This is a genomic window from Streptococcus sp. 2021WUSS109 (assembly GCF_044427305.1).
Lineage (GTDB): Bacteria > Bacillota > Bacilli > Lactobacillales > Streptococcaceae > Streptococcus > Streptococcus suis.
In genome coordinates, this window is record NZ_JAOTGF010000003.1 from 16,259 (window position 1) to 29,666 (window position 13,408).

The following is a 13,408-nucleotide window of genomic DNA, read 5'->3' on the forward strand; positions in this document are numbered from 1 at the left end:
TTAGTTTTTATTCTGAATGACACGCACTTTGACAATTGCATCCGTTGCTTCAAATTTAGCAACCAACTGCTCAATTTTCACTTTATCCCCTTCATCCAAATCAAGTAAAGTATAGGCATAGTCACCTTTAGACTTATTGATGATATTATCGATATTGATTCCCAACTCAGATACAGCCGTTGTGATCGTTGCCACCATATTAGGAATATTCTTATTAATCAAGGTAATACGATACGGTGCATCTAGGAATTGTTTCACATTTGGGAAGTTAACTGAGTTGATAATTTCACCCGTCTCCATAAAACGACGAATGGTCTGACCAGCAGCAATGGCACAGTTGAGCTCTGCTTCCTCTGTTGACCCACCAACGTGCGGGAAGACGATAATGTTGTCCTTGTTGAGCACTTCTTCTGTCCCAAAATCCGTGATATAGTTCTTGATAACTCCTGCCTCAATTGCTTCAAACAAATCAGCATTATTAACCAATTCACCTCGGGCAAAGTTTATCAAGGTTGTTCCTTTTCTCATTTGACCAAAGCTATCCGCATTGAAGAGTCCTCGTGTCTTATCTGTCAAAGGAACATGAACAGTAATGTAATCCGCATTGGTAAAGATTTCTTTCAAGTCATCCACGCGTTTGACATGGCTTGAAATGGTCCATGCAGTTTCTACTGATACATAAGGATCGTAACCGAGAACATTCATTCCCAAACGGCGGGCATCGTTGGCAATACGCGCACCGATAGCACCAAGTCCGATAACACCAAGAGTCTTACCTGAAATTTCTGTCCCAGCAAACTGCTTCTTACCTGCTTCAACCTGCTTAGGTACATCATCTCCTGACAATGTATTTGCCCATGCAGTCGCTCCGATATAGTCACGTGCTGACAAGAGGATGGAAGCAATGACTGCCTCTTTTACGGCATTGGCATTGGCACCTGGAGTGTTAAAGACAACAATACCTTTCTCTGTTGCCTCTTCGATTGGAATATTGTTAGTCCCTGCACCAGCACGGGCAATAGCTTTTAGATTTTCAGGAAAATCAAATCCATGCAAATTTTCAGATCGAATAATAAAGGCATCTGGATTTGCTGCATGATCTCCGTCAATCTGGAATTTATTGCCTAATTCCTTAAGACCAATTTGATTGATATTGTTAAAAGTACGTACGCTAAATACCATTTATTTTTACCTAAAAAGGCGGAATAGCTGCCGCCTTTTCTTTCTTTATTTCATTAATTATTTCCGAGTAACCAACGGTCGTCTTCACTGATTTCCTGGTAAAGACTCCGCTCGCTCTTTTGCTTGATTTTTTGATAGGCTAGACGTTCTCCATCTATTGGGACTTTACCACAATAGACATAGCCTAATTTTTTTAGAATGTGCTGCATTGTCTTATTCTGCTCGTGGGTATCACAGCGGAAATCCGGTCCTTTTTGACCTTCAATTAAACCTTGCAAAAAAGTTTGTATGATTCCTTGACCACGAAATTCGTCAGCTACTGCAATTCTATGAAATGTTGTGTATACAGGATGATTATGCTGCCATTTTCCTTCATATATGGCCTCATATTCTACTTCTTGACCACGATGAACGGCGGCATAGGCTGCCACCTTACCGTCAACTAGACCAACGTAACCTCTGCCAGAAAGAATGTCATCAAAGATATTCTCTTTATTAGGATACTCTCCCTGCCATTGATTGATACCAGAGGTTGCTAGAAATGCACGAGCATCTTCAAGAATATCGACAATAGCCTCCATCTCATTTGGATGTGCTAATCTAATTTCCATTAAGCATTCTCCGCTGCAAATTTTTTCATGAATTCAATCAATTCAACCACACCTTGACGTGGGAAAGCATTATAAAGCGACGCCCGCATCCCACCTACTGAACGGTGACCTTTGATGTTTTTAAAACCAGCTGCTGTTGCTTCTTTGACAAATTTAGCATCTAATTCTTCACTTGGTGAGACAAAAGGAATGTTCGCTACTGAACGCTCTTCTTTTTTACGAACAGGGTTTGTATAGAAATTAGACTGGTCGATATAGTCATAAAGCAAACCAGATTTTTCACGGTTGATTTTCTCCATCTCATCAACACCACCAATTTCTTTTACCCATTCAAAGACGAGTTTAGAAATATAGATAGAATAAGCTGGTGGCGTATTATAAAGAGAGTCATTTTCTGCTTGAATACGGTAGTCCAACATGCTTGAAAGCATTGGTTGATCATTGAGGAAGTCCTCACGAACAATCACCACCGTCACACCAGCAGGACCAATATTTTTCTGAGCACCAGCATAAATCATGGCAAAATCTTCAACATTATAGCGAGCCGCTAAGATGTTTGAAGACATATCAGCAATGACTGGCACACCATTGGTGTCAGGAATATCATAAACTGCTGTTCCTTCAATAGTGTTATTTGTTGTCAAATGCACGTAAGCAGCAGTTGGATCAATATCATTTTTATCGAAGGTTGGCAATTCTGCATAGGTAATATCTTCCGTTGATCCAAGCAAAATTGGTTCAAAGGCAATTGTTTTAGACAGCTTCACAGCCTCAGTATAGGCTTTTTTACCCCATGAGCCACCTACAAGATAGTAGGCTTTCTTGCCTTGAGCGAAGTTGAGGGGAATCATTGTGAATTCCAAAGAAGCTCCACCTTGCAAGAAAATAACCTTATAATTATCTGGAATGGCCATCAATTCACGAAGCGTTGCCTCAGCACCTTTAATAATATCATCGAAGTCCTTGGAGCGATGCGACATCTCCAAAACGCTCATTCCCGAACCATTGTAGTCCAAGAATTCAGCTTGGGCGCGTTCAAGTACTGGTTTTGGCAATACTGCAGGACCTGCAGAGAAGTTGTAGATTGTCATAAAATCCCTCCATTAAGTTAGTCTGTTCATTATATCACAAATATTCAGACAATTCCATAAAATATGATTATTTTGTAAAAATATTCGGATTTCTTATATTTATTCTACTTTCTAAAGCACCTCTTACTTTTAGCCATAAACGAGGCGCTTGCCTCACAGGGATTTATCAGGTTTCAATGAAAATCAAAAGTAGCCTAGGAAACGAAGCCGAAGATAGAACTCTGTTACTTTCTCATTTCAAGGTAACAGGCTGAGGCTGGGCAGAAAGTCCATCCTCGCTTCTCAGAGTTCGTGTCAACATCTCAGCGCAGTGGTTGATTGGGTTTAACAGTCCAGTGGACTGTTAAAGGTTGGAGATAGGATTTGCGAAGCAAATCTCAGCAATTCGTGTTTCACACTCCAAATCTGACCTATACGACTGATGCGAACAGAGTTTGCTTCATCTCCAACCTCAAACTGTCTCCCAGACAGTTTTGTAGCAAACTTTGTTCGCTCTATTTCCAACTTCCAACTGTCCCCCAGACAGTTGGAACTATGCGGGGGTGGGAGTGAAACAGTCTGGAAATAGACTGTTTCAGCTCAACAAATAGAAATAAAGACTTGTTGATGAACTCTTTTTAGACTGGTCTAGTTCTTTCCCGCTCCCACTCATCAAGGCTCTTGACAACGGATAATTTTGATTTTCGAAGAGTATAAAATTGCATAAACATACAAAAAAACTAGGCCTTAACCTAGTCCATGATATATATCGTATACTTCTTGTTTTTTGAGTTGGTAGCGTTTGGCCACTTCTTTGATAGCCTGATTAGGTTTTATGCCTCTTGCAATTTCCCTTTCTACCTCAGCCTTCAAGTCCACTTCGTCAGCAGAAGGATAGACTTCCTCACCAGCACCCTCGACAATAATCAAGCATTCTCCCTTAAGTGGATTTTCTTCCAAATACTCTAGTAATTTGGAAATGCTTCCTCTCTGGTATTCTTCGTATAACTTGGTCAATTCTCGAACAACCGTTACCTGACGATCACCATAAACTGTTAACATATTTTTTAAGGTATCTACCACACGATATGGAGATTCATAGAAAATTTGCGTCTCAGGATAGGTCTTTTTTTCTTGGAAAAATTCTTTTTGTTGTCCCGCTTTTCTCGGTAAAAATCCATAAAAAATATGTGGCTGGGGTGCCAAACCAGATGCAATCAAAGCTGTAATTCCTGCCGATGCTCCTGGAAGTGCTACAACAGGAATATCTTCCGCAATCGCTGCCCGTACCAGATCATGACCAGGATCCGAAATGGAAGGCAGGCCTGCATCAGAAACTTGCGCAATGGACTGACCAGATTTGAGCCAATCAATCAAAACTGGAATTTTTTCATGGGCATTGTGTTCATGAAAAGACATTTGCTTGGTTTCTACTTCAAAATGTTTGAGTAGGAGGCCTGTGTTTCTCGTATCTTCCGCTGCAATTATATCCACCTCTTTCAAGGTCTGAACAGCTCGGAATGTCATATCCTGTAAGTTTCCAATAGGCGTTGGCACCAGATATAAAGTCCCAAAACTCGTCTGTCCCTTAAATGATTTTTGTACTTTCATCCTAATCTCGATTCAATAATTCCACACAGAACATACAAGGTTCATCATTATCCCTACGTTGACCATAAGAGAAGGTACAAATATGGAAACCATCTTCGTAAATATTCTCCAAATTCTCCTTACCAAAGTTGGAAGATTTATGGCCTGTCTTATCTTCTTTTTCCAAACGTTCGCGCAACTTGGAATTTTCCAAACGGAGGGTCGTATTTTCATCAATAACTCCCTGTAAATGCTTTTTGATAGCATCCACTTCTGCCAACGTGGTTAGAAGATTTTGCGAAAAATCATCTAGGGCATCAAAAATTTCTTTTTTATCCATTATCTCCCTTTCTTTTATTTTACAGAGTTATGTACTCTAGACTATTTTGTAGACTTACGTTTGCCTGCCACATCTTCTTAGCCTTAAGAACAGCATCCATTTTTTCACGTACGTTTGCCGATTCCATCATTTTCTCAGATAATATCAGACTCAGAAGGTCAAACAAATGTCCCTGCTCAGCTTTTTCCACAGCTAAAGACACTAGGATTCCAACTTGCAAATACGCACGTGTAGGCTCCACCAAGAGCAAGTCTGTAAATTTCTTTGTCTGTCCCATCAAATCTAAAAAGTTTTTATTTTCTGCTAACTTTTTCGCTTCTTCTTGACTTGAAACCAGTTGAGCTAAGAGATTCGCTTGTGTTTTTAACAAGCCCTCCTCTTCTAACATTCGCTCCATGGCCGGAATATTTTTAGGAAAACCTATAATCTGTGTCCGACTCTTGATAGTAGGAAGGACAGCTTCTTCCTGATTGGTCAATAAGAAGATGTGAATGGCTGACTGAGGTTCTTCAATCACTTTTAGCAAAGAGTTGGCTGCGTTAGCATGCATTTTCTCAGCATCACGAATAATGAAAACCTGCTTATTGGATTCAAATCCAGATTGTGAAAAATTCTTAACTAATTCACGTATCGTATCTGTTTTGATAACATTTCCCTGCGGTGCAATAACAGTAAGATCTGAAAACTCATTTGCTTCAATTAGACGACAAGACCGACACTTCTGACAAGGAAGGACGCCTTCTTTCTCCTGACAAAATAACGATTGACTGAGAAAAATTGCCATATCAAAACTAGCAAAGTCACCTGAAAATAGATAGGCATGTGCCAAACGTCTCTGCTCTAAAATTGTCACAAAACGTTGAAATACACTGGGTTGTAAGTTTCTAAGTTCTTCAATCTTCATGTTCTTTCTGCAAACCGTTTCTTAATGACCGCCAGAGCATCTGCAACAACAGCCTCTAGTGGCTGGCTGGCATCAATCTTTACAAACCGCTCTGGTTCTTGCTCTAAAATATTAAGATAGCCTTGACGCACCCGTCTATGCATATCTGCTTTTTCCATATCCAAGCGATCCACATCACGGTCAGCATTGCGGGCAATTCGAGCTAGCCCCTCTTCTGTATCAATATCAAAATAGAGGGTTAAATCTGGCTTTAAACCATCTGTTGCAAACTGGTTGAGCCAATGAATGTCATCTATATCCAAACCCCGTCCAAATCCTTGATAGGCAATAGAGGAATCGATAAAACGATCAATCAAGAGCAATTTCCCCTGTGCCAAGGGTGGAAGAATCTTCTCTTTCAAATGCTGACGTCGTGCTGCAATGAACAATAACAGCTCCGTCTTATCATCCATTTCAGTATTGGCAGGATTGAGAATTATATTGCGAATTTCTTCTGCAATAGCCACCCCACCTGGCTCTCTAGTTGTGACTACTTCTGGCATCAATTCCTGCAAGGCTGGCAATAACTGTTGCAATACCGTTGTTTTCCCTGCCCCATCTGGACCTTCAAATGTAATAAAAAAACCGTTTCTCATCTTTCCCTCGCTCTTAGTACCAGTATGCACAGTTCAGCACTTCACTTGTGAAGACTGGTTCTTAGATATTCATTCCATTTTACCAAAAATTAGTCAAAAAATCACTTGAAAATTGACTTGTTTTTAAGAAGAAAATCTTTTAAAATTGATATATACACATATTCGGAGATGCTTATGGTTCGTTTGAAAAATATTTTACTTATTTTGCTTGGTGCAGGGCTATTTGCCTTTGGGCTAAATTATTTAATCATGCCCAATCGTCTATTCGAGGGTGGCGCAACTGGATTGACGCTGATTATTTACTACCTTTTTCATATTCAACCTTGGATAATGAACATTGTGATTAATATTCCATTGTTCATCCTCGGGTGGAAAATACTCGGAAGGAAGACTCTCTATCTCAGTATCTTAGGAACCTTTAGCGTTACCTTTTGGTTGGCCATTTTTGAAAAAATCCATTTTTCAATCAATCTACAACAAGATTTGATACTCGTTAGTATCCTTGGTGGGATTCTTATGGGACTAGGATTAGGAACCATCTTCCGTGCTGGCGGAACGACTGGGGGAAGCGATATTATTGCTCGTATAGGTCATAAATTCCTACCTTACTCCATTGGACAAATCATTCTTGCAGTTGACATCCTCATCCTAACTCTGATTGTTATTGTTTTTAAAGACCTCCGAACAGTTCTATATACTTTAATGATGGTTGCTATTGCTTCCAAGGTTATTGATTTTGTCACGGAGGGCGGATATGGTAGCAAGGGTGTTATGATTGTTTCTCAAAAATCTGACCAACTGGCTCAGGCTATTGATTGTGAAATCGAGCGTGGTGTCACCTTTATCAAAGCACAAGGTTTCTACAGCAAAGCCGATGTCAACATGATTTACTCGGTCATATATAAGAGCCAACTCCAAGAGATGAAGGAGCTTATTCATCGCATTGACCCCCACGCATTTATCACCATTACAGACGCACATGAAGTACTCGGTGAGGGATTTACTTTAGATCGAGATAAAAAACCAATAGAACGCCATTAAACAAACCTGCAGTTTCGCTGAACTGCAGGTTTTATATTATTGATTGGTTTCAAGTGGTTGCTCTGCCTCAGACTGTGCTTCTTTGCCTTGCTCCAGCAAAGCAGCAATAATTTTTTGATCGCGTAGCTTAACAGAATCGTTGATAGTCTCTGCTGACCGTACAATAGCTGCTTCCAACTCCCGACGTTTCTGACGCCCTTCATCTATAGCTGCAATAATGCCATTATTTTGGACAACCAAACTTTCTGCCAATTTGGTAACAGATGCTACTGAAAGGGTCGGATTCTGAGCTGTGCGTTCCATCATCGGGATGGCTTCTTTTGATGTATCCGCAAGCATTTGAAGGGCAGCATTATTAGCATTGACAATCGCATCTGCCGTCTGGCTAGACTTGATAGATTGTTGTAAGATGCCCAACTGTGCAATGGACAATTTCATTGTTGGAATAGTATTGCGACGTAACATCCCAAGGCGCTGTTTCATATCCGAAGAAACCTTGACCAGATTACGCATCTGCGGTGTCGTTGTCCACGCGACATACAAGCGACTCATATACTCAGAATGTTGTTGTTCGAGGATATTAGCAACCTCTGTTACACGTGCTAACTTCTCAGAAGCTACTTGATAATCGACTGTAGTCGGTACTAAAGTTGCGAGGTTTTCTTGTGCCAATTTTGCACGCTCTGCCACTTCCTGACCAGTCGCTTCAATAAAGGCGATGACCCCCACCAAATTCTCGATAGACTTGGTATTATTTTCAATCAAAAGCTCTGCAGAAACAATATTGCGCGCCAACACCTCTTCCTGCTTGACCACACTGGCTGCCATGCTATCCATTTTCTTTTCAATGGTCTGCGAATCAAAATAAAATTCCTGCAAATCATTTTTGGTCTGCTTGAACAGGCGTTGGAAGAAACCTGGTTTCTTTTCTAATTCAGCAGTTGTGGAAATGTCCTTATACTTAGCCACAAAACCATTCAATTCACGGTTGGTATTGGCCAAAAGCTCATCCACCTGTGGAATTTCAATCTTCTTCTGTTCTGACAAAATGTGATTGACCGTGGCATTGACTTCTTCTACCGCTTCCTTACCAAAATCCAAGAGGGCATTTTGATTAGCTAAGAAATTATCCACCAATTGGGGAGCCTTGGCACGAATACCTGTTTGTTGTTCCGGTGTCAACTGTGCCAAGAAAGACACTTTTGAATTATCTCCAGTCGGAGTCGCTTGAATAGGCTCTGTTGTCTTATCTTTAGTTGATAAACTATTATTAGCAATCTGATCAATATCGAAATTAAATCCTGACATCTTCCCTATTCCTCTTCTCTTTTCATCATACGCAGACTGACTTCAAAATCTTTCATATCCGCTTCGTTAAATTGTTTGATGGTATCATCCAAATCCTTATCAAAAATTTCCATGGCTGATTTCGCCTGCACCAATCGTTCTTCTGCGTTGAAATAATCTTTCGGTGATTTTTTGATTTTCAAATAGCCCTGTAAAATATCGTTAAACCGATTCATATTGGCCTCATGGATAGCTGTCAATTCTTCCCTCTTATCTGTCGCCTTTTCCAGCTTTTCAAGAATAACAAGATTGTCTCTTTGAATATTACAATAGGTTTCTAGAATTTCAGGAGCTAAATCCGCTATCATGCCTTGTTCATCCATCACTGCATTACCACCAGTAGAAACCTGTGTGTCAGTATTTTCTTCTGTTTTAGCTTCTGGCAGTTTTAAATGATATTTTAGTTGCAAGGTATCTACAACTTCTTTACTTTCATATCCATTCAGATATTTTCCAACTTTTTGATAGAGCTGATCTAATTCAAATAATTGTCCTAACAGTCTGCTTCGCAACTGTAACACAACCTTATCCTCACCCTTTTCCACCAAGAGCCCTTGATGCTTTTCATAGCCCGAACGAATAGATAGCGCTAATACCTGCAAGCGTTTTATAGAATCTCTATTCAAAAAACGCTGGATAGCCTCTCTCTTGTAAAAATAGCCAATTAGGAGCCCAATGGGCAATAAGATATACCAGAAACTCATGACAAAACCGATTGCCAATAAAACAAGGAGGGCCACAAGTCCTGAATTATTTTTACCATATTTCTTATATTTTTTATATTTGTGCCCCATAGAGCCTCCTCATACATGATATACTTTATTATATCACATTCCCCTAAAATACTAGAATGATAGCTAAAGAAAAAAACCGAGAAATCTCGGTTTTTAAATATTTTTAGCAACAGTCGGAACCAAGCTATCCACTTGGATACCTGCACCCTCGAAAAGAGTTCGAACTTCTTCAACATCAACTTTTCCGTCAATCTGCACTTCGATGACAACTTTTCCAGACTTGGTAGCAAGTTGCACAGTAGACACAATATTATAATCCTTATCTGCCACCAATCGAATAATTTTTTCTAACTCCCCTGCCTTATTTTCAACAAGGAACCGAGCGCGTACTCCTTCCTCTCCATAACCTGAGACATGAAGAAAAGCTGCAAAAATATCACGATCAGTAATGACCCCATACAGTTGACCGTTATCAACAACTGGAAGAATCCCCACTTTGTTTTTATACATGAGATAAGCAGCATCTTCAAGACTAGCGTAACCTGAGACTGTAATAACATTCTTAATCATCACATCCTTGACCTTAGTCTTATTCAAAAGGTAGTTCATCTCGTAAATAGATAGGCTAGTTGCTTTCGATGGACTAGCTTCTGCGATCGTTCCCTCAGTGACCAAACCAACCAACTTATCATTTTCAATAACAGGTAGACGGTGCAAATCCTGTTCACGCATAATATCTGCAGCGTGTGCAATGGTTGTATCTGGTGAAATATAAACAACTTTACGGGTCATAAAATCTTTAACAGACATAGGACTTCCTCCTTTGGTAAATCATACTTTATTATACCACAAATCCGAAAACGATTTCAATATTTAATGAAAAGAAATGAAAATCAATTCTTAAATTCAAAATATAGACTATTTGAAATACAATGGAATGAGCAAGACTGCTGACTGAGATAGCCCAAATCTGCTACAATCACAGATTGTTAGCATCTTTCCAATAAGGCAGCAAGCACATAAACTTTGAAACTATAGAACCATAAGTGCATAGGTTTTATCATTTTACCTCCTCACCGTTTCAATCCTCCACTCCTTCCAGCCTCGGAAGCGGATTGCCCCTTGCTGGTCGGTACGATAGACTTGGATATTCCGACTGTCAAAGCGGTCCAAGGTTTCTTGATGGGGATGCTTGTAGCGGTTATTTTCTCCAGCAGATACCAAGGCAATCTTGGCACCGATATGGTCTAAAAATTCAGGATAGGAAGAACCTTTGGAACCGTGGTGACCGGCTTTGAGGACATCGACAGGCAGGTTGGGATAGGCTTTTATCAAGTCCAATTCCCCCTGCTCCAAGTCCCCTGTAAAGAGGAAATTGGTTTCCAACAAGCGACCGTAAAGGACAATGGAGTCATTATTGCCACCGTCGCCTGTCCCGTCTGGATAGAGGACCTCCAGATAGGAGTCAAAAATTGGTAGGCGGTCGCCCACTTTTACCACATGGACAGGAGCATTGATTTCTTTCAAAGTCGCTACAAAGTCAGGCACTGTCAGACTTCCCAGCGACACGACAATCCGACCAATCTGGACCTGCTTCGCCACTTCCAGCACATCGCCCACATGGTCTGTGTCGGTGTGGGTCAGGACCAAACTATCAATCCTGTCCACGCCCCGACTATGCAGATAGGGAATCAAAGTCCGCTCTGCATTTGCCTGCCTAGACCGCTCCTGCCACTCCTCCTTAGCCGCAAAATCAACTCGTCCGCCCACATCAATCAGGACCGTCCGCCCCCGCATATCCCGCAAAAAGATGCTGTCCCCCTGCCCGATGTCCACCACCGTCACCTCGTTCTCCAGCGGGTGTTTAGTTATGAAAAATAGCAGAGCAAGGACCATGCTCAGTCCGAGCACCCATTTCTTTCTCCTGTGAAAATCGTAGAGCAAGAAGAGGCTGACCAGCAAAAGCAAGAGGACCAGCTCAGACGGCTTGCCCAGTATCCAAGGCCGAAATCCCAAATCTGCCACCCAGACAATGATTTTTTCCATAAAGACAAAAAATCCGTTGACCCAGGTCATCTTGACCAAGGGTGAGAGGAGAAAAATGACCGACAAGCCTGGCAAAAGCAGGACATCAAAGACAAAGGAAAAGACAAAAGTCAAGAGGATAGACAAAGGCTGAAAGGCATAGAAATAGGTCATAAGCACCGGCAAAATTCCCAGCGAAATACTGAGGCTCTCCACCACAGCCTTTTTGACCTGCCCCAAGTCTTCAAAATCAAAAACCGTCAGCAAGAAAGCATAGGTAAAGGTCAGGACACCACCAGCTGTCAGCAGAAATCGGGGCAGTATCAACAGACAGACAAAAACTGTCACCACAAAATTATCCAGCTTCCGCAAGCCCATATTACCCAGAATTTTCTGGACCAAGGACCGCACCACCGACACAGAAAAGCCTGTCAAACCAGCATAAACAATGGAAAAGGGAATCTGTAACTTATCCACTGTTTCCTTGGTCAAGCCCAGACGCAACAAAATCCAACGAAACTTGTCGATGAAAAAGCCCACCTGCATACCAGACAGGGCAAAGAGATGAATGATTCCTAGACTGGAATAGAGGTCACTCATCTGGTCGAAATCACTATCAAGCTCCCCAAACAAGAGCCCTGTCATGTAGTGGCTCATGGGAGCCGGAAAATTGGTTTTGACATAGACCAAGGCTTGCCTCCGCCAGCTTGATAGCCAGTCAAAGACATTCCAAGACTGGACAGGGACAATCTTCTTGATTGCCGTAATCTTGACTGTTCGGTAGATGCCCTGTGTTTTCAGATAGGCCTGATAATCAAAACCCTTGAAATTCCGCTGACCAGCTGGCAGGCTGACCTCTGCTTCCACTTCTAGCTGGACCAGGTCTGCCAGCTTTTGAAAATAAGCCTGCTCCTCCTGACTGGCTAATTTGTAAAACACCTGATAGATTTGTCCGTCAGCCCGACCGCGAAAGGACAGACTGTCCCCGTTAATGTCAATAGTATCTGGAATGACCTGCACAGTTGTGACTTGCTCTGGGGCTGACTGGTCTGCCCGCTCCCATTGGACCTTCTGGCATCCGAAAACCAGACCACATAGGGCTAAAAGCGGCAGCGTTTTGAGAAAAACTGTCTTACCTTGCCGAACACCAAAGACAGTTAACACCAAACTGAATAGGCCCATTGTCAAGAGAGAAAAAGAGTGGACTACAAAGTAGGCCGCCACTGCTAAGATGGCCAAGTGGATGGGCTGGCAGGGGAGCTTACTCAACCGTGACATAAGGCCGGATGCTTTCCATAGTCTTGTCGCCGATGCCCGACACATTGTTGAGGTCATCCACCGACTTGAAGCCACCGTTGGCCTCACGATAGGCGATAATGTCCGTCGCTCGCTTGGCACCAATACCAGAAATGGTCTGCAAATCGGCCTCAGTCGCCGTATTCAGATTGACTAGACTGGTATTTTTTTCGTCTTGGGACATAGCAGAGCTGGCAGTCGTACTGGCAACCACCGAGATATTTTCATCCTTATCGGCCACATAGACCACCGCTTCGTCGCTAAGCTTCTGAGCCAGATTGATAGACTTGGGCTCTGCCTGACTGGTCAAGCCGCCAGCTGCTTCAACTGCATCATTGACACGCGCACCAGCTTCTAAAGTGTAGAGCCCTGGTTTTACTACCGCTCCTTTGACATCAACGACCAGCTGGCTGGGCTCTTCACTTGCTTCTGTACTGGTTTCCTCGACCAAGTCAGAGCTACTAGAAGTTTGTGCGGTCTGCGGAAAATCTGTCAGTCCTGTCTGGTCAGACTTGGCTGGTTGACTGAATATTAAGAACGTCGCCATTAGCAAGCCAGCCACTGCGGGCAGAGCAATTTGCCACTTGTATTCTTTAAGCATTTCTATATAAGTTTTAATCGTATCCATAAATT

13 protein-coding genes are annotated in these 13,408 nt (G+C 41.9%); 1 reads left to right on the plus strand and 12 read right to left on the minus strand.

Annotation, left to right across the window (positions count from 1 at the left end; all coding sequences use genetic code 11):
* From ODU37_RS01635 to tmk, 7 genes are all read right to left on the minus strand, one after another.
* On the minus strand, nucleotides 1-1,182 hold the full coding sequence (locus tag ODU37_RS01635; protein ID WP_105134758.1) for a phosphoglycerate dehydrogenase: 1,182 nt from the start codon (nucleotides 1,180-1,182) through the stop codon (nucleotides 1-3).
* Nucleotides 1,183-1,235: 53 nt separating this feature from the next.
* On the minus strand, nucleotides 1,236-1,793 hold the full coding sequence (locus ODU37_RS01640) for a GNAT family N-acetyltransferase (RefSeq protein WP_172041663.1): 558 nt from the start codon (nucleotides 1,791-1,793) through the stop codon (nucleotides 1,236-1,238).
* Complete coding sequence (gene serC / locus ODU37_RS01645) at nucleotides 1,793-2,884, minus strand: 3-phosphoserine/phosphohydroxythreonine transaminase (protein ID WP_015646952.1); 1,092 nt, start codon at nucleotides 2,882-2,884, stop codon at nucleotides 1,793-1,795. The genes ODU37_RS01640 and serC overlap by 1 nt, the downstream gene beginning before the upstream one ends.
* 726 nt (nucleotides 2,885-3,610) lie before the next feature.
* Nucleotides 3,611-4,474: a 16S rRNA (cytidine(1402)-2'-O)-methyltransferase gene (gene rsmI, locus ODU37_RS01650; protein WP_105159127.1), complete on the minus strand. Its 864-nt coding sequence runs from the start codon at nucleotides 4,472-4,474 to the stop codon at nucleotides 3,611-3,613.
* A gap of 1 nt (nucleotide 4,475) precedes the next feature.
* On the minus strand, nucleotides 4,476-4,793 hold the full coding sequence (gene yabA, locus ODU37_RS01655; protein WP_002935361.1) for a DNA replication initiation control protein YabA: 318 nt from the start codon (nucleotides 4,791-4,793) through the stop codon (nucleotides 4,476-4,478).
* A gap of 19 nt (nucleotides 4,794-4,812) precedes the next feature.
* A complete protein-coding gene (locus ODU37_RS01660; protein ID WP_105159128.1) occupies nucleotides 4,813-5,697 on the minus strand; it encodes a DNA polymerase III subunit delta' in 885 nt (294 codons plus the stop codon).
* Nucleotides 5,694-6,332 carry a dTMP kinase gene (gene tmk, locus ODU37_RS01665; RefSeq protein WP_105159129.1) on the minus strand — a complete coding sequence of 213 codons (639 nt, stop codon included), beginning with the start codon at nucleotides 6,330-6,332 and terminating at the stop codon, nucleotides 5,694-5,696. The genes ODU37_RS01660 and tmk overlap by 4 nt, the downstream gene beginning before the upstream one ends.
* A gap of 174 nt (nucleotides 6,333-6,506) precedes the next feature.
* Between tmk and ODU37_RS01670 the strand changes: the two genes are divergently transcribed.
* Entirely contained in the window at nucleotides 6,507-7,373 is an 867-nt protein-coding gene (locus ODU37_RS01670) for a YitT family protein (protein ID WP_044668687.1), read from the plus strand.
* 36 nt (nucleotides 7,374-7,409) lie between these two features.
* Here ODU37_RS01670 and ODU37_RS01675 read toward each other — a convergent pair whose 3' ends face one another.
* From ODU37_RS01675 to ODU37_RS01695, 5 genes are all read right to left on the minus strand, one after another.
* The gene (locus ODU37_RS01675; RefSeq protein ID WP_249562265.1) at nucleotides 7,410-8,681 is read right to left on the minus strand and encodes a toxic anion resistance protein; all 1,272 of its coding nucleotides are present in this window, start codon (nucleotides 8,679-8,681) and stop codon (nucleotides 7,410-7,412) included.
* Between the two features lie 5 nt (nucleotides 8,682-8,686).
* Complete coding sequence (locus ODU37_RS01680; protein ID WP_105159131.1) at nucleotides 8,687-9,514, minus strand: hypothetical protein; 828 nt, start codon at nucleotides 9,512-9,514, stop codon at nucleotides 8,687-8,689.
* Nucleotides 9,515-9,607: 93 nt separating this feature from the next.
* Nucleotides 9,608-10,264, minus strand: coding sequence for a CBS domain-containing protein (locus ODU37_RS01685; protein WP_002935353.1), 657 nt, complete (start codon nucleotides 10,262-10,264; stop codon nucleotides 9,608-9,610).
* Between the two features lie 255 nt (nucleotides 10,265-10,519).
* Nucleotides 10,520-12,757 (minus strand): DNA internalization-related competence protein ComEC/Rec2, encoded by a 2,238-nt coding sequence (locus ODU37_RS01690; protein WP_105158683.1) that lies wholly within the window; start codon nucleotides 12,755-12,757, stop codon nucleotides 10,520-10,522.
* On the minus strand, nucleotides 12,741-13,403 hold the full coding sequence (locus ODU37_RS01695; RefSeq protein WP_105153282.1) for a helix-hairpin-helix domain-containing protein: 663 nt from the start codon (nucleotides 13,401-13,403) through the stop codon (nucleotides 12,741-12,743). The genes ODU37_RS01690 and ODU37_RS01695 overlap by 17 nt, the downstream gene beginning before the upstream one ends.
* Nucleotides 13,404-13,408 lie beyond the last annotated feature (5 nt).